The 24,403-nt window shown below is 64.9% G+C and carries 25 protein-coding genes; 20 read left to right on the top strand and 5 right to left on the bottom strand.

Going from position 1 to position 24,403, the window contains the following annotated elements; all coding sequences use genetic code 11:
- Positions 1–15: 15 nt before the first annotated feature.
- From ACSQ27_RS13090 to ACSQ27_RS13065, 6 genes are all read left to right on the top strand, one after another.
- The gene (locus tag ACSQ27_RS13090) at positions 16–942 is read left to right on the top strand and encodes a LysR substrate-binding domain-containing protein (RefSeq protein ID WP_436155927.1); all 927 of its coding nucleotides are present in this window, start codon (positions 16–18) and stop codon (positions 940–942) included.
- An 85-nt stretch (positions 943–1,027) separates the two neighbouring features.
- Complete coding sequence (locus ACSQ27_RS13085) at positions 1,028–1,546, top strand: phosphatidylglycerophosphatase A family protein (protein WP_436155926.1); 519 nt, start codon at positions 1,028–1,030, stop codon at positions 1,544–1,546.
- Positions 1,543–2,034 (top strand): CinA family protein, encoded by a 492-nt coding sequence (locus tag ACSQ27_RS13080; protein WP_436155925.1) that lies wholly within the window; start codon positions 1,543–1,545, stop codon positions 2,032–2,034. Before ACSQ27_RS13085 ends, ACSQ27_RS13080 begins: the two co-directional genes overlap by 4 nt.
- Before the next feature lie 82 nt (positions 2,035–2,116).
- Positions 2,117–2,608: a nuclear transport factor 2 family protein gene (locus ACSQ27_RS13075; protein WP_436155924.1), complete on the top strand. Its 492-nt coding sequence runs from the start codon at positions 2,117–2,119 to the stop codon at positions 2,606–2,608.
- A 19-nt stretch (positions 2,609–2,627) separates the two neighbouring features.
- Complete coding sequence (locus ACSQ27_RS13070; RefSeq protein WP_436155923.1) at positions 2,628–3,560, top strand: alpha/beta fold hydrolase; 933 nt, start codon at positions 2,628–2,630, stop codon at positions 3,558–3,560.
- A 21-nt stretch (positions 3,561–3,581) separates the two neighbouring features.
- A complete protein-coding gene (locus tag ACSQ27_RS13065) occupies positions 3,582–4,055 on the top strand; it encodes an OsmC family protein (RefSeq protein ID WP_436155922.1) in 474 nt (157 codons plus the stop codon).
- 9 nt (positions 4,056–4,064) lie between these two features.
- Here ACSQ27_RS13065 and corA read toward each other — a convergent pair whose 3' ends face one another.
- Complete coding sequence (gene corA, locus ACSQ27_RS13060) at positions 4,065–5,051, bottom strand: magnesium/cobalt transporter CorA (RefSeq protein ID WP_436155921.1); 987 nt, start codon at positions 5,049–5,051, stop codon at positions 4,065–4,067.
- A 245-nt stretch (positions 5,052–5,296) separates the two neighbouring features.
- Positions 5,297–6,514, bottom strand: a complete 1,218-nt coding sequence (locus tag ACSQ27_RS13055) for a patatin-like phospholipase family protein (RefSeq protein ID WP_436155920.1) — start codon at positions 6,512–6,514, stop codon at positions 5,297–5,299.
- 469 nt (positions 6,515–6,983) lie between these two features.
- Here ACSQ27_RS13055 and hpf point away from each other — a divergent pair, with 469 nt between their 5' ends.
- The 3 genes from hpf (at position 6,984) to hprK (ending at position 8,988) form a co-directional block, all read left to right on the top strand.
- Positions 6,984–7,313 (top strand): ribosome hibernation-promoting factor, HPF/YfiA family, encoded by a 330-nt coding sequence (gene hpf / locus ACSQ27_RS13050; RefSeq protein WP_092132342.1) that lies wholly within the window; start codon positions 6,984–6,986, stop codon positions 7,311–7,313.
- Positions 7,314–7,530: 217 nt separating this feature from the next.
- Complete coding sequence (locus ACSQ27_RS13045; protein WP_436155919.1) at positions 7,531–8,004, top strand: PTS sugar transporter subunit IIA; 474 nt, start codon at positions 7,531–7,533, stop codon at positions 8,002–8,004.
- 33 nt (positions 8,005–8,037) lie between these two features.
- Entirely contained in the window at positions 8,038–8,988 is a 951-nt protein-coding gene (gene hprK, locus ACSQ27_RS13040; protein ID WP_436155918.1) for an HPr(Ser) kinase/phosphatase, read from the top strand.
- 168 nt (positions 8,989–9,156) lie between these two features.
- On the opposite strand, the gene fur is transcribed toward hprK, so the two are convergent.
- Positions 9,157–9,609, bottom strand: a complete 453-nt coding sequence (gene fur / locus ACSQ27_RS13035; protein ID WP_436155917.1) for a ferric iron uptake transcriptional regulator — start codon at positions 9,607–9,609, stop codon at positions 9,157–9,159.
- 126 nt (positions 9,610–9,735) lie between these two features.
- On the opposite strand from fur, the gene ACSQ27_RS13030 reads away from it, so the two are divergent.
- The 6 genes from ACSQ27_RS13030 (at position 9,736) to ACSQ27_RS13005 (ending at position 15,519) form a co-directional block, all read left to right on the top strand.
- Positions 9,736–10,296: an outer membrane protein assembly factor BamE gene (locus ACSQ27_RS13030; RefSeq protein ID WP_436155916.1), complete on the top strand. Its 561-nt coding sequence runs from the start codon at positions 9,736–9,738 to the stop codon at positions 10,294–10,296.
- Positions 10,293–11,126 (top strand): 4-hydroxy-tetrahydrodipicolinate reductase, encoded by an 834-nt coding sequence (dapB, locus tag ACSQ27_RS13025; RefSeq protein WP_436155915.1) that lies wholly within the window; start codon positions 10,293–10,295, stop codon positions 11,124–11,126. The genes ACSQ27_RS13030 and dapB overlap by 4 nt, the downstream gene beginning before the upstream one ends.
- 39 nt (positions 11,127–11,165) lie before the next feature.
- A complete protein-coding gene (locus ACSQ27_RS13020; RefSeq protein WP_436155914.1) occupies positions 11,166–11,807 on the top strand; it encodes a MotA/TolQ/ExbB proton channel family protein in 642 nt (213 codons plus the stop codon).
- 2 nt (positions 11,808–11,809) lie between these two features.
- Positions 11,810–12,244: an ExbD/TolR family protein gene (locus ACSQ27_RS13015; protein WP_436155913.1), complete on the top strand. Its 435-nt coding sequence runs from the start codon at positions 11,810–11,812 to the stop codon at positions 12,242–12,244.
- 118 nt (positions 12,245–12,362) lie between these two features.
- A complete protein-coding gene (leuS, locus tag ACSQ27_RS13010; RefSeq protein ID WP_436155912.1) occupies positions 12,363–14,984 on the top strand; it encodes a leucine--tRNA ligase in 2,622 nt (873 codons plus the stop codon).
- A gap of 28 nt (positions 14,985–15,012) precedes the next feature.
- A complete protein-coding gene (locus tag ACSQ27_RS13005; protein ID WP_436155911.1) occupies positions 15,013–15,519 on the top strand; it encodes an LPS assembly lipoprotein LptE in 507 nt (168 codons plus the stop codon).
- Between the two features lie 23 nt (positions 15,520–15,542).
- On the opposite strand, the gene rocF is transcribed toward ACSQ27_RS13005, so the two are convergent.
- Positions 15,543–16,457 carry an arginase gene (gene rocF / locus ACSQ27_RS13000; RefSeq protein WP_436155910.1) on the bottom strand — a complete coding sequence of 305 codons (915 nt, stop codon included), beginning with the start codon at positions 16,455–16,457 and terminating at the stop codon, positions 15,543–15,545.
- Entirely contained in the window at positions 16,457–17,545 is a 1,089-nt protein-coding gene (locus ACSQ27_RS12995) for an ornithine cyclodeaminase (protein ID WP_436155909.1), read from the bottom strand. The genes rocF and ACSQ27_RS12995 overlap by 1 nt, the downstream gene beginning before the upstream one ends.
- A gap of 138 nt (positions 17,546–17,683) precedes the next feature.
- Between ACSQ27_RS12995 and ACSQ27_RS12990 the strand changes: the two genes are divergently transcribed.
- From ACSQ27_RS12990 to ACSQ27_RS12970, 5 genes are all read left to right on the top strand, one after another.
- A complete protein-coding gene (locus ACSQ27_RS12990; RefSeq protein ID WP_436155908.1) occupies positions 17,684–18,106 on the top strand; it encodes an Lrp/AsnC family transcriptional regulator in 423 nt (140 codons plus the stop codon).
- 34 nt (positions 18,107–18,140) lie between these two features.
- Positions 18,141–19,235, top strand: coding sequence for a DNA polymerase III subunit delta (gene holA / locus ACSQ27_RS12985; protein WP_436155907.1), 1,095 nt, complete (start codon positions 18,141–18,143; stop codon positions 19,233–19,235).
- A gap of 114 nt (positions 19,236–19,349) precedes the next feature.
- Positions 19,350–20,603 carry a glutamate-5-semialdehyde dehydrogenase gene (locus ACSQ27_RS12980; RefSeq protein ID WP_436156237.1) on the top strand — a complete coding sequence of 418 codons (1,254 nt, stop codon included), beginning with the start codon at positions 19,350–19,352 and terminating at the stop codon, positions 20,601–20,603.
- Positions 20,604–20,754: 151 nt separating this feature from the next.
- Positions 20,755–22,050, top strand: a complete 1,296-nt coding sequence (gshA, locus tag ACSQ27_RS12975; RefSeq protein ID WP_436155906.1) for a glutamate--cysteine ligase — start codon at positions 20,755–20,757, stop codon at positions 22,048–22,050.
- Between the two features lie 300 nt (positions 22,051–22,350).
- Positions 22,351–24,219 (top strand): potassium transporter Kup, encoded by a 1,869-nt coding sequence (locus ACSQ27_RS12970; RefSeq protein ID WP_436155905.1) that lies wholly within the window; start codon positions 22,351–22,353, stop codon positions 24,217–24,219.
- Positions 24,220–24,403 lie beyond the last annotated feature (184 nt).

The raw sequence follows: 24,403 nt of genomic DNA, 5'->3' as shown, positions 1-24,403 counted from the left end.
GGTAATATGGCCGGCATGCGGAACCTGAACTTTGACGACATGCACCTGTTCGCGCGCGTGGCCGAGATGGGCAGCTTCTCGGCTGTGGCCCGTGCGCGGGATGTGCCTGTCAGCCAGGTGTCGCGCGCCATCGCCCGCATCGAGAAAACCTGCAATGCGCGGCTGGTGCAGCGCAACACGCACGCGCTGACCCTGACACCCGAGGGCGAAACCTTCCTCGGTTATTGCCGGCGCATGACACAGACGCTGGACGACCTCGAAGGCGAGTTCGCCAGCCAGAGCGGCGAGGCCAGCGGCTGGGTGCGGGTGGCGGCCAGCACTGTCATGGCCGAATACCTGCTGGTGCCCAGCCTCGAAGGACTTCACCAGCGCCACCCGCGCGTTCGCGTGGAACTGAAAGTGGACGATCGCCTGGTGGACATGGTGCGCGACGGTGTCGACATCGCGATCCGCAGCGGCATGCATGCCAACGAGAACACGGTGATGCGCCAGATAGGCACGCATGGGCGACGGCTATATGCCACACCGGCTTATCTGGAAGCCCACGGCACGCCGGAACACCCCGACGACCTGGGGCGGCACCGCCTGATCAGCAACAGCGCCGCGACCTCACTCAACCGCTGGCCCTTCATCGTCGGTGGCCAGCCCGTGGTGATCACGGCAGACGGCTGCTGGCGCGCCGACTCCACCGGCACGACCAGCCAGCTGGCCCTGCAGGGCCTGGGCATTGCGCGCTTTGCCATGCTGGCGGCCGAGCCCCTGGTGCGGCGCGGCCTGCTGGTGCCGGTGCTGCCGGGCTTTGTCGACGAGCAGCCCGTGCCCATCCACGCCGTGACACTGGGCGGGCGCCACCGGCTGCCGAAGATCCGTGCCTGCATCGACTATTGGGCCGAGTGGTTCAGCCGCGAAAGAGACCTGGTGGGTGGCCCGCCCGCCGGTTGACCAGCGCGCTGTGCAGGCAGCGTGTGAAACCGCTGTGACAAAATCAGCCTCAACCCCGGGCATCCGCGCCTGGCAACCCCCCACCATGACCGACACCACGCCGCCGCCCGCCTTCCGGCCCACCGCGAAATTTCTGCTGGCGCATCCCGCGCATTTCATCGCCCTGGGCTTTGGCGCCGGCCTGAGCCCGGTCGCCCCCGGCACGGCCGGCACGCTGTGGGCCTGGCTGGCTTTCCTGGTGCTGCAGCAGTGGCTCACGCCGGCTGAAATGGGCTGGCTGATCGCCGCCTCCACCCTGGTGGGCTGGTGGGCCTGCACCGTGACGGCCAAGGCCATGAAGGTCCTGGACCCGGGCAGCATCGTCTGGGACGAGGTGGTGGCCTTCTGGCTGGTGCTGTGGCTGGTGATGCCCGCCGACTTCTGGTCGCAGCTGGTGGCTTTTGTGCTGTTCCGCTTTTTTGACGCCGTCAAACCCGGCCCCGTGGCCTGGGCCGACCAGGCCTTCAAGGGCTTTAACTGGCGCGGCGGCTTCGGCATCCTGTTTGACGATTTTGTGGCGGCCTTCTGCGCGCTGCTGGTGATCGCCCTCTGGAGGTTCTGGTGAGCCGGGCACTCGCCGAACGGCTCGCCGCCCTGCTGCAAGCCCAGGGCCGCATGCTGGCCACCGCCGAAAGCTGCACCGGCGGCATGATCTCCGCGGCCTGCACCGACCTGGCCGGCTCCAGCAACTGGTTTGAGCGCGGCTTCGTCACCTACTCCAACGAGGCCAAGACGGAATTGCTGGGTGTGGACGCCGCGCTGATCGCGAAACACGGCGCCGTCAGCGAAGAAGTGGCGCGCGCCATGGCCTCCGGCGCCATCAGCCACTCGCGTGCCCAGGTGTCCGTGGCGGTGACGGGCGTGGCCGGCCCGACCGGCGGTAGCGCCGCCAAGCCCGTGGGTACGGTATGGTTTGCTTTCGCGCTGCCGGGGCGGCTGGTATCGGAAGTCCGGCGTTTTGACGGCGACCGGGCCGCGGTGCGCAGCGCCACGGTGCGGCATGCGCTGCAGCGCTTGCTGGAACTGCTGGAAGAACCGGAAGAAGCCGGCTGACGCGTGAGCGACGCCCGCGCGGCACCAGGCGCTATAGAGTTCGCGGACCCCGACCACCACGATATGCCGACCAGGAGACAGCATGCACCCCAACCAGATCACCCTCGAACACTTCTACGCATCCTTCGCCCGCCTGGACTCCGATGCCATGGCCGCCTGCTATGCGCCCGACGCCCAGTTCGACGACGAGGCCTTTTCGCTGCGCGGGCACAAAGAGGTCACCGGCATGTGGCACATGCTCTGCGACGTGACCAAGGCCAAGGGTGCCGACGTCTGGAAGCTCAGCTGGAGCGGCATTGAAGCCGATGCGCGCAGCGGCAAGTCCCACTGGGAGGCCGACTACCGCTTCAGCGCCACCGGGCGCATGGTGCACAACGTGATCGACGGCGAGTTCGAATTCAATGAACAGGGGCTCATCAGCCGCCACCGCGACCACTTTGATTTCTGGGCCTGGTCGCGCCAGGCGCTGGGCGCGCCCGGCCTGCTGCTGGGCTGGACGCCTTTTCTGCGCGCCAAGGTGCGGGCAGGGGCGGCGGCGAATCTGCAAAAATACCTTGCTCAGCGCAAAAACTGAATTTCAACGGGAGTTGCCCATGACCTGGTTTGACGGTTTTGAATCGCGCAGTTTTGAGGTCAACGGCGCCTCCATCAACGCGCGCGTCTCGAAAACCACGCTGGGCGAGCCGCAGCGTCCGGCATTGCTGCTGCTGCACGGCTTCCCGCAATCGCACGTGATGTGGCACCGTGTGGCACAGCGCCTGGCCGGCGACTATTTCCTGGTCATGCCCGACCTGCGCGGCTACGGTGACTCCTCCAAGACGGCGGGCCTGCCCGACCACAGCAACTACAGCAAGCGCAACATGGCGCACGACATGACGGGCGTCATGGACGCGCTGGGCGTCAACCGTTTTTTCCTGTGCGGCCACGACCGCGGCGGGCGCGTGGCGCACCGGCTCGCGCTGGACCACGCCGCGCGCGTGGCCAGGCTTTGCGTCATCGACATCGCGCCCACGCTGGACATGTACGAGGGCCGCAGCATGACCGAGCCCTACATGGCGTTTGCCCGCGCCTACTACCACTGGTTCCACATGCTGCAGCCGGCGCCGCTGCCGGAGATCATGATGGGCGCCAACCATCCCGAAACCGCCAAAGCCTATTTGCATGCCAAGCTGGGCGGCTGGGGCAGCGCGGGCATGAACTACATCGAGCCGCAGGCGCTGGCCGAATACGAGCGCAGCTTTTGCAACGCCGAGGCGCTGCACGCCGCTTGCGAGGACTACCGAGCCAGCGCCGGCATAGACCTGGAGCACGACCGCGACGCACGCGCGCACGGCCTGAAGCTGGCCTGCGACCTGCTGGTGCTGTGGGGCGAGCGCGGCGTGGTGCACCGGATGTTCGACCCGCTGGCGCTGTGGCAGGCCCAGTGCAGCGGCGAAGTCACCGGCCAGGGCATGCCGGCCGGGCATTTCATTCCCGAAGAGCAGCCCGAAGCCACCGCGCAGGCGCTGCGCAACTTCTTCAACTGATTCACGCCGGACGCCTCAAAAATGTCGCACTACGCCGCAGAAACCTTGTGGGAACGCAAGGACGCCGACTTCCTGGACAACCGCTACAGCCGCCGCCACCTGCTGCGTTTTGACGGCGGGCTGGAGGTGCCGGGTTCGTCCTCGCCGTCCGTCGTGCCCTTGCCCATGTCCGACGCGTCGGCGCTGGACCCGGAAGAGGCTTTTGTGTCCTCGCTGTCGAGCTGCCACATGCTGTGGTTCCTGACCATGGCGGTCAAGCGCAAATTCCGGGTGGACCGTTATTTCGACGCGGCGACCGGCGTGATGGAAAAGAACGCCGAGGGCCGCGTCGCCATGACCGTCGTGACCCTGCACCCGGAAGTGACGTTCTCCGGCGAGCGCCAGCCCAGCCGCGAGGAACTGGACAAGCTGCACCATGACGCGCACGAGGCCTGCTTCATCGCCAATTCGGTGAAGACCGAGGTGCGCTGCGAACCGGTGTACGAAGGCGTCTGACCGCCCGGCCTACTTGAGCCAGCCGCGCTTCCTGAAGTACCACATGGGCACCACGGCGCTCGCCACCATCAGCAGGATCGCGTAGGGATAGCCCAGCGACCAGTCGAGCTCGGGCATGAGCTTGAAGTTCATGCCGTAGACGCTGGCGATCAGCGTGGGCGGCAGCAGCGCGACGCTGGCCACCGAGAAGATCTTGATGATCTTGTTCTGGTTGATGTTGATAAAACCGACCGTGGCGTCCATCAGGAAGTTGATCTTGTCGAACAGGAAGGCGGTGTGCGAGTCCAGCGAATCGATGTCGCGCAGGATCTGCCGCGCCTCCTCGAACTGCTCGGCATTGAGCATCTTACTGCGCATCATGAAACTGACGGCGCGCCGCGTGTCCATCATGTTGCGGCGTATGCGGCCGTTCAAGTCCTCGTGGCGGGCGATGGCGCCCAGCACCTCGCCGGCCAGCGCGTCGGTCACGTCGCCCGACAGCACCTGGGCGCTGACTTTTTCGAGCTCGACGTAAATGCCTTCGAGCGTGTCGGCCGAGTATTCGGCGTCGGCGTCGAACAGCTTGAGCAGCACTTCCTTGGCATCCTCGATCAGGCCGGGCGCGCGGCGCGCGCGCATGCGCAGCAAGCGGAACACCGGCACGTCCTCGTCATGGATGGAAAACAGCACGCCCTTGCTCTTGAGGTCGTCGTTGACGAGGTTCAGGATGAAGGCCACGCGCACGGTGCGCGGTTCGGCGTCGTCGGCGATCAGGAAGTCGGAGCGTATGTGCAGCTCGCCGTTGTCTTCCTCGTAAAAACGCGCGGACTCCTCAATGTCCTCGTCCATCGCGTCTTCGGGAATGGACAGGCCGTAGTACTGCTTGATCCAGCGTTTTTCTTCGAGGGTGGGGGATTCCAGGTCCACCCAGATCGGCTGGAACTTGGAGAGCTCTTCCAGGGATTCGATTTCTTCCTGGAAAAGCCGGCCGTTGGCGAGCGTGAAAATATTGAGCATGGCTGACTGCCTATCGGTTCAAGGGCCCGCGCAAGGCATGCGCTCGGGGCCTTGCGCGAAAGCGGGGTAAAGGGGCGGTGGGATGGTGCATCGCTTTCAACCCCCTTTTTGAACGTGAGCTTTTGCAAGCCTGCGTCAGTCTGCGGTGTTGAAAGCTAGCGACTAGGGCTGCTTTCCAAGGATTTCTCCGTAATTGAATCAGCGGCGATTATGGCATTTCAAGCCCCGCTTATCCACCGCTCAAACTACATAAAAAAGGCCAGCAGCTCGTCCTTGCGCGCATAGGCATCGTGCTCACCCAACGCCATCAGCGCCTTCACAAAACCCGGTTCGAACAGCAGGTAACTGGCCAGCGCGGCGCCGCCGGGACTGCCCTTGGCGCCCAGCGCACCCAGGCCCGCGAGGGCGTTGTAGGTGGCGGCCGGCAGTTCGTTCGCGTGGGCCTGCGCCAGCGCGTCCAGCGACTGCGAAGGTGCGATCGCGAGGATGTCCACCGGCCGGTAGGGCATGACGGCCGCGATTTCCCGCGGCATCTGGCGCACGGTCTTGCTCACGCGCTGGGCCTGCTCCACGTCGGCCTGCAGCGTGTCCTGGAAAACGCTGGCCATGGCATGGCCGGCGATGGCGCCCAGCGTGGGCCGGCCGGTGACGCTGGCGCCGTTGCCGCCGCCGACAAAACCGGCGCGCTCGGGCTGGCCGACGCCTATCACCAGCACCTTGCCGGCGCCCAGGTGCAGCGCGGGCGACAGCGGCGAGCTCTGGCGCATGGAACCGTCGCCGAAGTATTCGGGATGGCCGTCCACCCACAGCGGCGTGGACGGAAACAGGAAGGGGATGGCGCTGGAGGCCATCAGGTGCTCGATGGTGATGGGCTGGAATTCGGCGCGGCGGCCGGGCCGGTTCCACAGGTCGGACTGCCGGCCCGCCGCCATCTGGCAGAAGGTCCAGTGCACGCCGCTGCTGTAGCTGGAGGCGGTGACGGCCACGGCGCGCAAGGTCTTGTCCTGCAGGGCCTGCTCGATGCGGCCCAGCGAGATCACGCGGTGCAATGTGTCCACCAGCGGCGTGTTGTCCAGCAGCGCCTGCTGCGCCCGCACCTGCTGCGACAGAAACAGCGCCGCCGCGATGCGGCTGGAGCGTATCCACGCCGGCACCTTGAGTTTGTAGACCTGCGAGGAACGCAGGGTGGTCCAGAAGCTCGCGAGCTGGGAAAAGGCCTGCAGGCCTTCGCCGGCGCGGCTGGCCAGGAAGGCGGCATTGAGCGCGCCGGCCGAGGTGCCCACCAGGATGCTGAACGGAAAACGCTCGCCGGCCGCGCCGCCCTGCAGGCTCAGCATGGTCGACAGCGCATGCAGCACACCCGCCTGGTAGGCGGTGCGCGCGCCGCCGCCCATCAGCACCAGGGCGTTGCGGTCCTCGTCGGGCCGGGTCAATGCGGAGGAAATAATGGTCTCAAGCGACATGGCCGGGCCGGGTCTGCGGCGAATGGGGTAAGAGCGGGCGGTGCATGGTCGTGAAGAGGCCGGTTGTTATGGTTTTTTCTGCTGCCCGCGGACAAGCCCGCTCCGTCCGTGGCCGGAGCTTGTCCCGGCACAGGCAGGCACACGTCAATGTGTGTCCGCATGATGCCGCCCGCGCGGATTTCCCGCAAGCCCGGTGCCCGTTTGCGCGCGGCACCGGCCGCAAAAAATCCAGCGAAATCAAGCGCTTGCCGCGCCCGTGCAGATGGCACGACGGCGCGGCCTCGCGCGGCGAACTGCAGGGTCAAGGGGTTTTTCACAAGGTTTCATTATTTATTGCAAGCCCGGTTGCAATTGGGGGCCTTCGGGCGCATAGTAAATCCAAGAGCGTTGTCCCCGTCTGCCGCCCTTCCCTCACGGGCCGGGTGGTGTTTTCAAACCCCAGCTCCAACCCTGGAAAAGGAGTCTCTTTATGAACTTGACGATCAGCGGTCACCATCTTGAAGTCACCCCCGCGCTGCGCGGCTACGTGACCAGCAAGCTGGATCGGATTACCCGGCATTTCGACCAGGTAGTGGACGTAAAAGTCCTGTTGACAGTGGACAACATGAAAGAAAAGGAAAGACGCCAGCGGGCCGAGTGCAATGTGCACGTCAAGGGCCGCGACCTGTTTGCCGAGAGTTCCCACGCTGATCTTTACGCCGCCGTTGACGAGTTGACCGACAAGCTGGACCGTCAGGTCGGACGTTACAAAACCAAAACCCAGGACCATCACCACATTGCCGCCAAGCGCCAGGCCTGAAGGGCCTTCCCGTTTTTTGCCCCAGCCGGTGCGCCGCCCCGCCAGGGGTGCGCATCCTTCGCGGTGCGGCCCGGCGGAAGATTCCGCCCCGGCCGCTCCGTACAGAGCTTGTGCGAGTTGCTGAAAGAAGCCGCTTGAAGCCTCAAGCGGCTTTTTTATGCCTCTTTTTCCAGCAAACCCGCTGCAAAGTGCATAATTCGGCGACTAAAAGATTGTTATGAACCGTCTTTCGCAAATATTGCCCCCCTCCCAAGTGCTGGTCAGCGTCGAAGCGACCAGCAAAAAACGCGCTTTTGAAGAAGCCGGGCTGCTGTTCGAGAACCAGCACGGCCTGAACCGCGCGCTGATCACCGACAGCCTGTTCGCCCGCGAACGCCTGGGCTCGACCGGCCTGGGGCACGGGGTGGCGATCCCGCACGGCCGCATCAAGGGACTCAAGGCGCCCATGGCGGCGGTGTTCCTGCTGCAGTCGCCGATCGGTTTTGACGCACCGGACGAGCAGGCCGTGGGCCTGCTGATTTTCCTGCTGGTCCCCGAAGCCGCCACGCAAAAACACCTCGAAATCCTCTCGGAAATTGCCGAACTGCTCAGCGACAGCGCCCTGCGCGAGCAGCTCAAGACCAGCACCGATGCCGCCGGGCTGCACCACCTGATCGCTTCCTGGCACTCCGTCCACGAAGTCAGTTCTTAGGGCTTACCGCCCCTTCCCGCACTACAGGCAGGCATGAAGCCCACCGTCGTCAGCGCTGACGTTTTATTTGAAGACCACCGCGCGTCCCTGAAATGGGAATGGGTCGCAGGCCTGGGCGCCTCCGAGCGGCGCTTCGACGAAGTCGCCGTGCGGGCCGCGCGTTCCGGCGCCGACCTGGTCGGCTACCTCAACTACATCCACCCCTACCGCGTGCAGATCCTGGGCGAACGTGAGGTCGCCTACCTGACCAACGCCAGCCCCGAGGACTGCGCCCGCCGCATCTCCCGCATCATCACGCTGGAGCCGCCGGTGCTGGTCGTGGCCGACGGCCAGGTGGCGCCCGACACGCTGCTGTCCATGTGCGAGCGCGCGCAGCTGCCGATGTTCTCCACGCCGGAGTCGGCCGCCTTTGTGATCGACGTGCTGCGGGCCTATCTGTCCAAGCACTTCGCCGACCGCACGTCGATGCACGGCGTGTTCATGGATATCCTGGGCCTGGGCGTGATGATCACCGGCGAGTCCGGCCTGGGCAAAAGCGAGCTGGGCCTCGAGCTGATCTCGCGCGGCCACGGCCTGGTGGCCGACGACGCGGTGGACCTGTACCGCATCAACCAGACCACGATAGAGGGGCGTTGCCCCGAGTTGCTGCAGAACCTGCTCGAAGTGCGCGGCATCGGCCTGCTCGACATCAAGGCGATCTTCGGCGAGACCGCGGTGCGCCGCAAGATGCGCCTGAAAATGATCGTGCACCTGGTGCGCCGCGAGACGCTGGAGCGCGACTACGAACGCATCCCCTATGAACCGCTGACGCAGGACGTGCTGGGCATTCCGGTGCGCAAGGTCATCATCCAGGTGGAGGCCGGCCGCAACATCGCCGTGCTGGTGGAGGCCGCGGTGCGCAATGCGATTTTGCAGCTGCGCGGCATCAATACCTACCAGGAGTTCGTGGAGAGGCACCGCCGAGCCATGGAACAAGACGACTGAAGGCGGAATAAACCTACTGCGCGGCCCGATCTCGCACTTCCGGTCCTCACCGTACTGGAGTACGGCTCCGGTCCTCAGTGCGACCTCGGACCGCTCGCTACGGTTTTTTCGCGCCTTCAGGCCGCCCTGCTTGTTCCTCGTTCAACAGACCAGGAATTCCTGGAACCCTCAAGCGTGGTGATGCCTCACCGGCGTACCGTTGCGGTTGGGGCATTTGTCCTTGGTGCAGTTGGCGTAGATGGACAGGGAATGGTCGGCGATGGCGAAACCCTTGGACTTGGCGACCGACTGCTGGCGTTTTTCGATTTCGGCGTCGTAAAACTCCTCGACCTTGCCGCAATCCAGGCAGACCAGGTGGTCGTGGTGCTGGCCTTCGTTGATTTCGTAGACCGCCTTGCCCGACTCGAAATTGCTGCGGTTCAGCAGGCCCGCCTGCTCGAACTGGGTCAGCACGCGGTAGACGGTGGCCAGGCCGATGTCCGAACGCTCTTCGAGCAGCACCCGGAACACGTCTTCGGCCGTCATGTGGCGCTGTTTGCCCCCCTGGAAAATCTCCAGGATCTTCAGGCGCGGCAAGGTTGCCTTGAGGCCGGTGTTTTTCAGTTCGTCGATGTTGCTCATGGGAAAACTCTCTGGGTGAAACCGGTGTGACGCGGCGGTTGTGACCCTTCAGGGCAGGCGCAGGCCAGGAGCCCCCAGCCGCTACAATGAACAATCATATCGCTACACCCCCTTACTATGTCAGCCATGCCTGCAAATCATCGTTACAGCGCCCGAACCGCTTTCCTGCTCCTGGCTTGCACGGTGCTGGCGTCCTGCGGCGGCATGGGCGGCAGCTCCATCAACCCGGTCAACTGGGTGACCCCCTACAAGATCGACGTCATCCAGGGCAACTTCGTCTCCAAGGAGCAGGTCGAGCAGCTGAAGGCCGGCATGACGCGCGACCAGGTCAAGGCCACGCTGGGCACGCCGCTGATGGCCAGCCTGTTCCACGCCGACCGCTGGGATTACGTTTTCACCCTGAAGCGCCAGGGCGTGGAGCCCCAGTCTTACAAATACACCGTGTTCTTCAAGAACGACCAGCTGGAGCGCTTTGAAGGCGACGCCATGCCTAGCGAGACCGAATTCATCGCCAAGCTGGGCAAGCGGCGCAAGCTGGGCGACGTGCCCGTGCTGGAGGCCACCGAAGCTCAGCTGAAGGCCGCCGAAAAACCCAAATCCGCCACGGCCAGCGCCGCGGTACCCGCCAGCGTGCCCGCCGGCGCCCCGCCCGCCAGCTACCCCCCCCTCGAAAGCGCGAAACAGTGAGCGGGACAGCCCCCAACCAGGCCCGCCGTCACCGGGTCGCGGTGGCGGGCGCCAGCGGCCGCATGGGCCAGATGCTGGTCGAAGCCATCGCCGCCAGCACCGACTGCCAGTTGACCGGCGCGCTTGACGTAGCCTCCAGCCCAGCCGTGGGCACCGATGCAGCCGCGTTCTCGGGCCGCGCCAGCGGCGTCCTTATCAGCGCCGACATCCGCCAGGGATTAAAAGACTCCCGCGTTCTGATTGACTTCACCCGCCCCGAAGGCACGCTGGCCCATCTGGCGGCCTGCCGCGACATGGGCGTCAAGCTGGTCATAGGCACCACCGGTTTCTCGGAAGCGCAAAAGGCCGAAATCGCCGCCGCCGCCAAAGACATCGCCATCGTCATGGCGCCCAACATGAGCGTGGGCGTCAACGTCACGCTCAAGCTGCTCGAGATGGCAGCCCAGGCCCTGTCCACCGGCTACGACATTGAAATCGTCGAGGCGCACCACCGCCACAAGGTCGACGCGCCCTCCGGCACCGCGCTCAAGATGGGCGAGGTGATCGCCGGCGCGCTGGGCCGCGACCTCAAGGACTGCGGCGTCTATGCGCGCGAAGGCGTGACCGGCGAACGCGACCCCTTGTCCATCGGCTTTTCCGCCGTGCGCGGCGGCGACGTCGTGGGCGACCACACCGTGATGTTCCTGGGCACCGGCGAACGCATAGAGATCAGCCACAAGTCGTCCAGCCGCAGCAACTATGCCCAGGGCAGCCTGCGCGCCGCCCGCTTCCTGGACGGCCATGCGACCGGTCTTTTCGACATGTTCGACGTGCTGGGCCTCAAAAAATAAACGTGGCGCAAGCTGCGGCAGCTTCAAAGGTGTAACCGGATGGACTTCTTCAGCCTCATGACCCAAGGCGGCATCGTCAGCCAGCTGGTGGCCATCCTGCTGCTGGGCATGTCGGTGGCGAGCTGGGTCGTGATCCTCTGGAAAACCTGGCTGCTTCACCGTGCCGGCGGCGACGTGGCCCGCAGCACCGCCGCCTTCTGGCAGTCGGCCTCTGTCGAACAAGCCCGTGAAAAAGTCGCCGCCTTCGACCGCGAAGCCCTGGTGCTGCCGCTGATCGCCGCGACGGCCCTCCCGGCCGGCGGCACGCTGGCCACCGCGGGCGACAAATCCCAGCAATTGACCCGTGTGCTGCGCGACGCACTGCACGCCGTGCTGCACAAGCTGCAGTTCGGCCAGGTGCTGCTGGCCACGGTCGGCTCCACCGCACCATTCGTGGGGCTGCTGGGCACGGTCTGGGGGATTTACCACGCGCTGGTCGGCATCGCCTCGGCCGGCCAGATCACCATCGACAAGGTTTCCGGCCCGGTCGGCGAAGCCCTCATCATGACGGCGGCCGGCCTGGCCGTGGCCATCCCGGCTGTGCTGGCCTACAACATCTTCGGCCGCTACATAGGCCGCATCGAAGCCGATCTTGAAGGCTTTGCCCGCGATTTACGTGAGCTTTTGGCGCACCAGGCTTGACCATGGCTTTCGGACGCCTTGAACGCACGCCGGGCCCGCAGCCCATGAGCGACATCAACGTCACGCCGCTGGTGGACGTGATGCTGGTGTTGGTGGTCATCTTCATCATCACCGCGCCACTGCTGGCCAGCAGCATACGGCTGGACCTGCCCAAGACCGACGCCGCCAAACCGGCCGACGCGCCGAAATTCGTCACGCTGGTGGTCGACAAAGCCGGCCAGGCCTTCCTCAACGACAAGCCCCTGAACATGGACGAACTGGCCGGCCGGCTGCTGGAGACCGCCGCCCAGAATCCCGACACCGAGGTCCAGCTAAGGGCCGACGAGGGTGTGCCCTATGGCAAGGTGGTCCAGGTCATGGGCGTGGCGCAAAAAGCCGGTCTCAACCGCATCGGCTTTGTGGCCGACAACCCTTCCGGCCCGGCTGTGAGCCGCTAAGCGGCGCGGATACTGCCCCTGCCCCTAAAATCGGGGATTCGCGGCAATCGGCCGCGCGGCCCGCGCCGTCGGGCTTTTTTCCTGTTTCCTGTTCCGCTTTCCGCCTTCCCGGTTCTCCATGCAAGACAAATACAACCATCTCGACGTTGAGCGCGACGCTCAAGCCCACTGGACCGCTGCCGACGCCTACCGCGTGACGGAGGACGCCGGCCGCAAGAAATACTACGCCTGCTCCATGCTGCCCTACCCCAGCGGCAAGCTGCACATGGGCCACGTGCGCAACTACACCATCAACGACATGCTCACGCGCCACCTGCGCATGAAGGGCTACAACGTGCTGATGCCCATGGGCTGGGACGCCTTCGGCCTACCGGCTGAGAACGCCGCCATGAAAAACGGCGTGCCGCCGGCGCAGTGGACCTACGACAACATCGCCTACATGAAAAAGCAGATGCAGGCGATGGGGCTGGCCATCGACTGGAGCCGCGAAGTCGCGACCTGCGACCCGGGCTACTACAAGTGGAACCAGTGGCTGTTCCTCAAGATGCTGGAAAAAGGCATTGCCTACCGCAAGACGCAGGTCGTGAACTGGGACCCGGTCGACCAGACTGTGCTGGCCAACGAGCAGGTCATCGACGGCAAGGGCTGGCGCACCGGCGCCGTGGTGGAAAAACGCGAGATCCCCGGCTACTACCTGAAGATCACGGCCTACGCCGAAGAACTGCTCGACAGCGTCAGCCACAAGCTGCCCGGCTGGCCCGAGCGCGTCAAGCTCATGCAGGAGAACTGGATCGGCAAGAGCGAAGGCGTGCGCTTTGCCTTCACGCACGACGTCCAGGATGCTTCCGGCAAGCTGATCGGCGATGGAAAGATGTACGTCTTCACCACGCGCGCCGACACCATCATGGGCGTGACCTTCTGCGCCGTGGCGCCCGAGCACCCGCTGGCCCTGCACGCCGCCGCCTCCAGCCCCAAAGTCGCCGCCTTCATCGAAGAAAGCAAGGCCGGCGGCACGACGGAAGCCGAGCTCGCCACCCAGGAGAAAAAAGGCGTGCCCACCGGCCTTTTTGTCACGCACCCGCTCACCGGCGGCAAGGTCGAGGTCTGGGTCGGCAACTATGTGCTCATGAGCTACGGCGACGGCGCCGTCATGGGTGTACCCGCGCATGACGAACGCGACTTCGAGTTCGCCAAAAAATACGGCCTGCCGATCAAGCAGGTGGTCGACGTCAAGGGCCAGGCCTACAGCACCGACGCCTGGGCCGACTGGTACGGCGACAAGCAGCAGGGTGTGACCATCAACTCCGGCAAATACGACGGCCTGGGCTGTAAAGCCGCCGTCGACGCCGTCGCGGCCGACCTCGCCGCCAAGGGCCTGGGCGAGAAAAAAACCACCTGGCGCCTGCGCGACTGGGGCGTGAGCCGCCAGCGCTACTGGGGCACGCCGATTCCCATCATCCATTGCGAAGAGCATGGCGCGGTGCCGGTGCCCGAAAAAGACCTGCCCGTGGTACTGCCGCAGGACTGCGTGCCCGACGGCTCCGGCAACCCGCTGCACAAGCACACGGGCTTCCACGCCGGCGTGGTCTGCCCCGTCTGCGGCAAGCCCGGCCGCCGCGAAACCGACACCATGGACACCTTTGTCGATTCGTCCTGGTACTTCATGCGCTACTGCGACCCGAAGAACAGCGAAAAGATGGTGGCCGACGGTGCCAATTACTGGATGCCCATGGACCAGTACATAGGCGGCATCGAGCATGCCATCCTGCATTTGCTCTACGCGCGCTTCTGGACCAAGGTCATGCGCGACCTGGGCCTGGTGAAAGTCGACGAGCCCTTCACCAAGCTGCTGACGCAGGGCATGGTGCTCAACGAGGCTTTTTCGCGCACCACCACCGGCAAGCAGTATTTCTGGGCGCATGAACTCGACATCGTGCGCGACGAGCACGCCAAGGTGATCTCCGCCACCGCCAAGGCCGACGGCCTGCCGGTGCCCTACGAGGGCTGGACCACCATGTCCAAGTCCAAGAACAACGGCGTCGACCCGCAGGACCTGATCGAGAAGTACGGCGCGGACACCGCCCGGCTCTACACCATGTTCACAGCGCCGCCCGACACCACGCTCGAATGGAACGATGCCGCGCTCGAAGGCTCTTACCGCTTCCTGCGCCGCGTCTGGAACTTCGGCGTCAAGCTCGGCGCCGGCAAACAGCCGGAGGGCGCGCCCGCGTTCGACAAGGACACCAAGGCCTTGCGCCTGGAAATCCACACGGTGCTCAAGCAGATCGACTACGATTACCAGCGCATGCAGTACAACACCGTGGTGTCGGGCAACATGAAGCTGCTCAACGCGCTGGAAGACTTCAAGGGCGCGGCATCGGCCGGTTCCGACGCGGCCCTGCGCGAGGGCTTCGGCATCCTGCTGCGCTGCCTGTACCCGGCCACGCCCCACCTGGCGCATGCGCTGTGGTCGCAGCTCGGTTATGCCGCGCAGCACGGCGAGCTGCTCGACGCGCCCTGGCCCCAGGTGGACGCCGCCGCGCTGCAGCAGGACGAGATCGAGCTGGTACTGCAGATCAACGGCAAGCTGCGCGGCGCCGTCACGGTGCCGGCCGGCGCCGACAAGGCCACCATCGAGGCGGCCGCGCTCGCGTCGGAAGCTTTCACCAAACAGGCTGCGGGCGCGCCCGCCAAAAAAGTGATCGTGGTGCCCGGCCGCCTGGTCAACATCGTCATCTGAGACCGTTTCAACGAAGAGAAGGCAAGCCATGCAGCGTCGCGCATTCCTCTCCCTGTCGGCCACCGCCGCCGCCCTCACGCTGAGCGGCTGCGGCTTCGCGCTGCGCAAGGCGCCCAACTTCGCCTTCAGCACGCTGTACTCCGGCCTGGGCGAAAGCTCGCCGCTGGGCGTGGAACTCAGGCGCTCACTGCAGTCCACCCGCAAGGTGGAGGTGATCTCCGACTCTCGCCGCATCAGCGAGGCGCAGGTGATCCTCGACGTGCTGGGCGACCAGCGCGAGAAGGTGGTGCTCAGCACCAACGCCTCCGGCCAGGTCCGCGAGTTCCAGCTGCGCCTGCGCTTTCGTTTCCGGCTGCGCACGCTGGCAGGCAAAGAGCTGATTCCCGAGACTGAAATCCTGCAGCAGCGCGACATCAGCTTCAACGAATCCGCCGTGCTGGCCAAGGAAGCCGAAGAAAACCTGCTTTACCGCGACATGCAGAGCGACGTGGTCCAGCAGATCATGCGCCGCCTGGCGGCCGTGACGGAGCTCTAGGGCCCGCGGGCACCAGGCCCGTATCAGGCCCGCATCAGCGTGCTCTTGCCGAACAGGCTCTCGATCAGGTCCACCGCGACTTCGGCCGTGCCGTTGCGCACGTCCAGCGCCGGGTTGAGCTCCATCACGTCCAGCGAGCCCAGCAGGCCGGTGTCGGCGATCATCTCCATGCACAGCTGGGCCTCGCGGTAAGTCGGCCCGCCCTTGATGGCGGTGTCCACGCCCGGCGCGATGGACGGGTCCAGGAAATCCACGTCGAAGCTCACGTGCAGATGGGTGCCGGCGTCCATGCCGGCCAGCGCTTTTTCCATGGTGTGGCGCATGCCCATCTCGTCGATGTAGCGCATGTCGAACACCTCCAGGCCCTGCTGGCGCACAAAGCGTTTTTCGCCTTCGTCCACACTGCGGATACCGATCTGCCGTATCGCCGAGGGGCTCATGGCCGGCGTGGCGCCGCCTATGCCGGTGAGCTCGGCCGGGCCGTGGCCGCAGAGCACGGCCACCGGCATGCCGTGCACATTGCCGGTGGGTGTGAGGGCGTTGGTGTTGAAGTCGGTGTGCGCGTCCAGCCAGAGCACGCGCAGTTTCTTGCCGGTGGTGCGGCAGTGGCGCGCCACCGCGCTGATCGAGCCAATGCCCAGGCAGTGGTCGCCGCCCAGCAGGATGGGCAGGCGGCCGGCGGCCAGGCTCCGGTACATGGCTTCATGCACGGACTTGTTCCAGTCAACCACTTCATCCAGGTGGCGGTAGCCGTCGGCCGGCGGCAGCCAAGGGTTGGTCGGGCCGGCCAGGTTGCCGGTGTCGGCGACCTCCAGGCCGCGCGCCTGCAGCGCTTCGCGGATGCCGGCCACGCGCAGGGCTTCGGGGCCCATGGAAGCGCCGCGGCTACCGGCGCCTATGTCGGTGGGTGCGCCTATCAGGTCAACGGTAGTGGTCATCAACGAGCCATTTCAGGGACGATGTCGGGACGGGGTGCCTTGACTGTACGGGTTGCGGCCGGCGCCAGCAAGCCGAACAAGTCCTTGGGGTTGTCCAGGTACGGTACCAGGTCGATGCGCCGGCGGTTGGCGGCGTCGGCGAGCTGCAGCTTGTGCAGGTAGCGCAGGGCCGAATAGTCCTCCAGCGCGAAACCGACCGAGTCAAAAATCGTGAGCTCCTGCGGCGAGGCGCGCCCCACGGCCGTGCCCTTGAGCACGTCGGCGAATTCGGCCACCTTGAAATCCTCGGCCATCTGCTGGATCTCGCCCTCGATGCGCGACTGCGGCTCGAACTCGACCACCACACGCGCGTCGGAGCGCAGCAGGATGTCGGCGTGCAGCTCGGTCTTGCCCGGGCAGTCGCCACCCACGGCGTTCAGGTGCATGCCGGGCTGGACCATTTCCGGCGTCAGGATGACGGCGTTGCGCTTGTCGGCGGTGATGGTGGTCACAATGTCGGCGCCCTGCACGGCCTCCGCCGCGGAACGGCAGATCACCACACGCAGGCCCGGCAGTCCCATGGCGTGCAGGTTGCGCGCCAGTTTGTCGCTGGCGGCAGCGTCGATGTCGAACAGACGCATCTCGCGTATGCCCAGCATGTGATGGAAGGCGATCGCCTGGAATTCGCTTTGCGCGCCGTTGCCGATGATGGCCATGACGCGGCTGTCCGGCCTGGCCATCCATTTCGCGGCCAGCGCCGAGGTGGCGGCGGTGCGCAGCGCGGTGGTGATGGTGAGCTCGGACAGCAGCAGCGGATAGCCGGTGTCCACGTCGGCCAGCACGCCGAAGGCGGTGACCGTGAGCAGGCCCAGTTCGGTGTTCTTGGGATGGCCGTTGACGTACTTGAAGGAATACTGGTGGCCGTCGCTGGTCGGCATCAACTCGATCACGCCGTCGGGCGAATGGATGGCGTGGCGCGCCGACTTGTCGAAATCGTTCCAGCGCCGGTAGTCGTGCTCGATTTCGCCGGCCAGGCCTTCGATGAAGGCGGCGGCGCCGCGCTGGCGCACGATTTTCTGGATGCTCTCAATGCCAATGTAGTCAACCATGTGGGGCTCCCGGTCCTTGTGTTGATTTCCATTGTCCGCAGTGCTTGCGCCAAATAAAAGTCAGTAAGTTGATCAGATTTATCCATTGTTTGAACAAAAAGCCAGCCTCTATTGGCGTTATGACAATAAAATGCGCGCATGGACGATACCGACCGCCAACTGCTGTCCCTGCTGCGCGACAACGCCCGGGCCTCCGTCGCCTCGCTGGCCAAGGTGCTGCGCGTCTCGCGCGGCACGGTGCAGAACCGGCTGGCCCGGCTGGAGGCCGACGGCACCATCACCGGCTACACCGTGCGCCTCAAGCCCCAGGCCGAGGGCCACCGCATACGCGCTTTCATGACGGTGGCGGTGGAAGGCAACCGCACGGCGGCCGTGCTGGCGGCCTTGCGCGGCGACCCGGCTGTGAGCGCGCTGCACACCACCAACGGCCGCTGGGACATGGTGGCCGAACTGCAGGCCGACAGCCTGGAAGCCTTTGACAGCGTGCTAAGCCGCATCCGCCTGCTCGAAGGCATCGCCAACACCGAAACCAGCCTGCTGCTGTCAACCAGCAAGCTTTGAGTTCCGACACACGCCAGCCGCTAAACTCCCTCCCATGAATCTGGCCCCCGCCCAACTCCAGGAACACCTCAAGCGCGGCTTGAAGAGCCTGTACACCCTGCACGGCGACGAGCCCCTGCTGGTGCAGGAGTTCGCCGACGCGCTGCGCGCTTCGGCGCGCGCCCAGGGCTACACCGAACGCACGGTGCACACCGTGGCCGGCGCGCATTTCGACTGGAGCGAGGTGCTGGCCAGCGGCGGTTCGCTGAGCCTGTTCGCCGACAAGCAGATCGTTGAAATCCGCATCCCCAGCGGTAAACCCGGCAAGGACGGCTCGGTCGCGCTGCAGCAGATCGCCGAGCGCGCGCAAGGCGACGACAGCACGCTCACGCTGGTCATGCTGCCGCGGCTGGACAGCATGACGGCCAAGGGCGCCTGGTTCGGCGCGCTCGAAAGCTTCGGCATCACCGTCAAGTTCGACCCCATCGACAGGCGCAACCTGCCGCAGTGGATCGCCCAGCGCCTGCAGCAGCAGGGCCAGCGCGTGGCCGCCGGCGAGGAAGGCCAGCGCACGCTGCAGTTTTTCGCCGATCGCGTCGAGGGCAACCTGCTGGCGGCGCACCAGGAAATCCAGAAGCTGGGCCTGCTCTACCCGGCCCAGTCAGGCGGCAGCGACGGCGTCCTCAGCTTCGACCAGGTCGAAAACGCCGTGCTCAACGTGGCGCGCTACGACGTCTTCAAGCTTTCGGAAGCGGTGCTGGGCGGCCAGGCGGTGCGTGTGGCGCGCATGCTGGACGGCCTGCAGTCCGAGGGCGAATCCGAAGTGCTGGTGCACTGGGCGCTGGCCGAGGACATCCGCAGCATGAAGCGTGTGAAGGATGCGATCAGTGCAGGCCGGCCCATGCCCATGGCGCTGCGCGAAAACCGCGTCTGGGGCATCAAGGAAAAGCTCTTCGAGCGCGTACTGCCGCAGATCGGTGACACCACCCTGGCCAACCTGCTGCATGCCGCCCACAAGGTCGACGGCATCGTCAAGGGCCTCAAGCAGCCCGACTGGCCCGCCGACGGCTGGCAGGCCCTGCATCGCCTGGCCGGCATGGTGTGCGAGCAATGCGCCATGCAAGGGTCGGGGCGCGCCCGGCAGGCATAGCCCCCGGCTCCGTGGGCCCCCTCCGGCAGGCCTAAAATGGACCGGATGAACGCGCCCGACCTCCAAAAAGCCCTTTCTTCATCCAGCGATATCGCCAGCGACGTCCCGCGCTTGATGGAATTGCTGGGGTCCCGGGCCAAAGCGGCGTCGGCCGAACTGGCGCGCGCGCCGGCGGCCGTCAAGAACAAGGCCTTGCTGAACCTGGCCAAGGCGCTGCGCAAGAACGTCGCGGCGCTAGCAACCGCCAACCAGCGCGACCTGGAACGCGCCCAGGCCGCCGGCCTGGCCGCCCCCCTGCTGGACCGCCTCAAGCTCACGCCCAAGATCATTGACACCGTGGCCCAGGGCTGCGAGCAACTGGCCGCCATGGTCGACGTGATCGGCGACATCATCGGCATGAAGGAGCAGCCCAGCGGCATACGCGTGGGCCAGATGCGCGTGCCCATCGGCGTGTTCGGCATGATTTACGAAAGCCGGCCCAACGTGACGATTGAAGCCGCGTCGCTGGCGATCAAGAGCGGCAACGCCTGCATACTGCGCGGCGGCTCGGAAGCCATTGAATCGAACAAGGCGCTGGCCGCGCTGGTGCAGCAGGCCCTGGCCGACGCCGACCTGCCGCCCGATGCCGTGCTGCTAGTGCCGACCACCGACCGCGAGGCCGTGGGCCAGCTGATCGCCATGCCGCAGTATGTGGACGTCATCATCCCGCGCGGCGGCAAGGGCCTGATCGAGCGCATCAGCCGCGACGCCAAGGTGCCGGTCATCAAGCACCTGGACGGCAACTGCCATGTGTATGTCGACGACCCCTGCGACCTGGACATGGCCGTGAACGTCGCCGACAACGCCAAAACCCAAAAATACAGCCCCTGCAATGCCAGCGAAGGTTTGCTGGTCGCGCGCGGTGTAGCGGCCGCCTTCCTGCCCAAAATCGGCGCGATTTACGCCGCCAAGGGCGTGGAGATGCGCTGCGACGCTGAGGCGCTGGCCATCCTGTCCGCCGTCAAAGGCGCCAACACCACGGCCGCGACCGAACAGGACTGGTACGAGGAATACCTGGCGCCCATCATCAGCATCAAGGTGGTCGAAGGCATCGATGAGGCCATTGCCCACATCAACCACTATTCCAGCCACCACACCGACGCCATCCTCACGCGCGACCATATGCATGCCCAGCGTTTTCTGCGCGAGGTGGATTCGGCCAGCGTCATGGTGAATGCGAGCACCCGCTTCGCTGATGGCTTCGAGTTCGGGCTGGGCGCCGAAATCGGCATCAGCACCGACAAGTTCCATGCGCGCGGGCCGGTCGGCATTGAGGGGCTGACCTCCCTTAAGTATGTGGTGCTCGGGCAAGGCGAAGTGCGCACCTAAGGGCATGCCGGGCCGCGATGCCGGCCCACGGATTTTTGGATGGCTTAGGCGGCGTTACCCCTTGTAACCCGTCTGCCCCACCCCAATCTCCCTAAAATTCGGTCAGCTATAACCGAAGCAAATAACAGATTCCCCTATCGAAAGTGGCCGAATGGTTCCGCACCTCATCACCGCCCTGAACGGCCCCATCAACGAACTCGAACAACGCGTCCTGGACTCCACCCCCGCGATTGAGCGCTGGTTCCGGCTGGAGTGGATGGAGCACACGCCGCCCTTTTACAGCTCGGTCGACATCCGCAACGCGGGCTTCAAGCTGGCACCGGTGGACACCAACCTCTACCCCGGCGGCTGGAACAACCTGACGCCCGAGATGCTGCCGCTGGCGGTGCAGGCCGCCATGGCCGCGATCGAGAAGATTTGCCCCGAAGCGCGCAACCTGCTGGTCGTGCCCGAAAACCACACGCGCAACAGCTTTTACCTGTCCAACGTGCTGCAGCTCAAGCGCATCTTCCACCAGGCGGGCCTGAACGTGCGTTTCGGCTCGCTGAGCGCCGACATCAAGGAACCCACCACCTTGAACCTGCCGACCGGCGAGACCATCACGATAGAGCCGCTGATCCGCACCGACCGGCGCCTGGGCCTGAAAGACTTCGACCCCTGCACCATCCTGCTGAACAACGACCTGTCGGCCGGCATCCCCGGCATCCTCGAAGACATCAACGAACAGTACCTGCTGCCGCCTCTGCACGCGGGCTGGTCGGTGCGCCGCAAGTCGCACCACTTCAAGGCCTATGAAGAAATTTCCAAGCGCTTCGGCAAGCTGCTGGGCATAGACCCCTGGCTGATCAACCCGATGTTCGCGCAATGCGGCGAGGTCAACTTCGCCGAGAACACCGGCATGGAGTGCCTGACCACCAACGTCGATGCGCTGCTGACCAAGATCAAGCGCAAGTACAAGGAATACGGCATCAACGAAAAGCCTTTTGTCGTCGTCAAGGCCGACAACGGCACCTACGGCATGGGCATCATGACGGTGCGGGACGTGAAGGACCTCGAAGCGCTGAACCGCAAGACCAAGAACAAGATGAGCACCACCAAGGACGGCCAGGCGCTGTCCGAAGTGATCATCCAGGAAGGCGTGCTGACCAACGAGCGCGTCAACGACGCCGTGGCCGAGCCCGTGGTCTACATGATGGACCGCTACGTCGTCGGCGGCTTTTACCGCGTGCATGCCGAGCGCGGCGTGGACGAGAACCTCAACGCGCCCGGTGCCAGCTTTGTGCCCCTGGCCTTTGCCGACAGCGGCCGCCTGCCGCAGCCCGGCGAGAAGCCCGGCTCTAGCAACCCCAACCGCTTCTATATGTATGGCGTGATCGCGCGCCTGGCCATGCTGGCCGCCAGCTATGAACTGGAAGCGACCGACCCGGATGCCGAGGTCTACGACTGAAAAAGCCCCGCCAGGGGCTTTTTTCATGGCTATTCCGGTTTTCGCCTGCCAGGCCGGGCATGGCGCACTCTTAAATAGATAGCATTACCCGGCAAGCGGTGACGCATCGGCTTTAGCCCTCTATCGGGCTACTCCCGTTACAAGTTGTTGCGGTGCAACAAAATGGGGATTAGTTGGATTTAGGGATGTCCGCCGACTTGCAAGCCGGGCCCCTGGGCGCAAAATAGCGTTCCCAAAGGTAACCATTCCCGCCGCCTTGGACCCGCTAAGCACGGGCCAGGCGCAAGACGGGAAGTTTTTGTGTCCAGAAAAAAATCATCCCTCGCGGCGCTCACCCTGGGCGCCATCGGTGTCGTCTACGGCGACATCGGAACCAGCGTCCTGTATGCCGTCAAGGAAGTTTTCGGTTCCGGGCACGTTCCTTTCACCCCCGACAACGTCTACGGCATCCTGTCCATCTTCTTCTGGACGCTGACCGTCATCGTTTCCATCAAGTACGTGGCGCTGGTGCTGCGCGCCGACAACAACGGCGAGGGCGGCCTGATCGCCATGCTGGCGCTGGCCTCCACCGCAGTGAAGGACAAGCCCCAGCTGCGCAAGACCCTGCTGATCGTCGGCATCTTCGGCACCTCGCTGTTTTACGGCGATGGCGTCATCACACCGGCGATTTCGGTGCTGTCGGCCGTCGAGGGCCTGGAAGTCGTCTCGCCGGCCTTCAAGCAAGGCGTGATTCCGATCACCCTGGTGATCCTCTTTGCCCTCTTCGCGGTGCAAAAGCACGGCACGGCCGGTATTGGCAAATTTTTCGGGCCCATCACGCTGGTGTGGTTCGGCGTACTCGCGCTGCTGGGCATTTCGCAGATCGCGAGCAACCCCCATATCCTGGTGGCGCTGAGCCCGCATTACGCCCTGATGTTCATGTGGGCCAACCCCGGCACCACCTTCATCATCCTGGGCGCCGTGGTGCTGTGCGTGACCGGCGCCGAGGCGCTGTACGCCGACCTCGGCCACTTCGGCAAGAAGCCGATACGCCTGGCCTGGTTCTCGGTGGTCATGCCTTCGCTGGTGCTCAACTACTTCGGCCAGGGCGCCTTGCTGATCAAAAACCCCGCCGCCGTGAAGAACCCCTTCTATTTGATGGCGCCCGAATGGGCGCTGCTGCCGCTGGTGGGCCTGGCCACCATGGCCACCGTGATCGCCTCCCAGGCCCTGATCACCGGCGCCTTCAGCGTGACCAAGCAGGCCATCCAGATGGGTTATCTGCCGCGCCTGAACATCCAGCACACCAGCGTGCGCGACACCGGCCAGATCTACATGCCCTTCGTCAACTGGGGCCTGTTCATCACCATCGTGCTCGCGGTGGTGATGTTCCGCTCGTCCAGCAACCTGGCGGCCGCCTACGGCATCGCGGTCTGCACCGACATGCTGATCACCACCATCCTGACTTTTTACGTGATCCGCTACGGCTGGAAGTACCCGCTGAGCCTGTGCATCGCGGCCACCGGCATCTTCTTTGTCGTTGACTTCGCCTTCTTCGCCTCCAACCTCATGAAGCTGTTCGCCGGCGGCTGGTTCCCGCTGGTGATCGGCGGCGCGGTCTTCACGCTGATGATCACCTGGAAGGAAGGCCGCCACCTGCTCAACGAAAAGCTGCGTGCCGACGCCATAGACCTGCCCAGCTTCCTGGACGCCGTTTTTGTCAGCCCGCCGGCCCGCGTCGAAGGCACGGCCGTGTTCCTGACCGCCGAGCCCGGCAGCGTGCCCAATGCGCTGCTGCACAACCTCAAGCACAACAAGGTGCTGCACGAGCAGAACCTGTTCGTGACGGTGCGCAACCATGAGGTGCCCTGGATAGGCATGCACAAGCGCCTGGAGATCCAGGCGCTGGGGCATGACTGCTGGCAGGTCAACGTGCACTACGGCTTCAAGAACGACCTGGACCTGCCCAAGGCCCTGCAGCAAATCAAGGGCCGGGGCTGCGAGCTGGAGTCCATGACCACCAGTTACTTTCTTTCCCGCGACGTCGTGATCCCGACGATTGGCAGCGGCATGGCGCCGTGGCGTGAGAAGCTGTTTGCGCAGATGCACCATAACGCAAGTGGGGCGGCGGATTTTTTGAATTTGCCTAATAACTCTGTTGTGGAGTTGGGTAGCAAGATTGAGATTTGAGTTTTTGCCTCCTGCGCGGAGCTCTGCTTGATCGATTGTTGATGTTCTCTTCTTGGTTCTGCTGGCCGGGGATTGCCCGGCGGCAAGTAACTTTCTTTTGCTTCGCCAAAAGAAAGTCACCAAAGAAAAGGCGACCCGCAGTCTGGGTCCCTACGCTTCGCTTCGGGCAACCTGCGGTGCTCGA

This window comes from Polaromonas sp. LjRoot131 (genome assembly GCF_964252805.1).
Taxonomy (GTDB): domain Bacteria; phylum Pseudomonadota; class Gammaproteobacteria; order Burkholderiales; family Burkholderiaceae_C; genus Polaromonas.
This window is presented reverse-complemented; position numbering and strand designations above follow the sequence as displayed.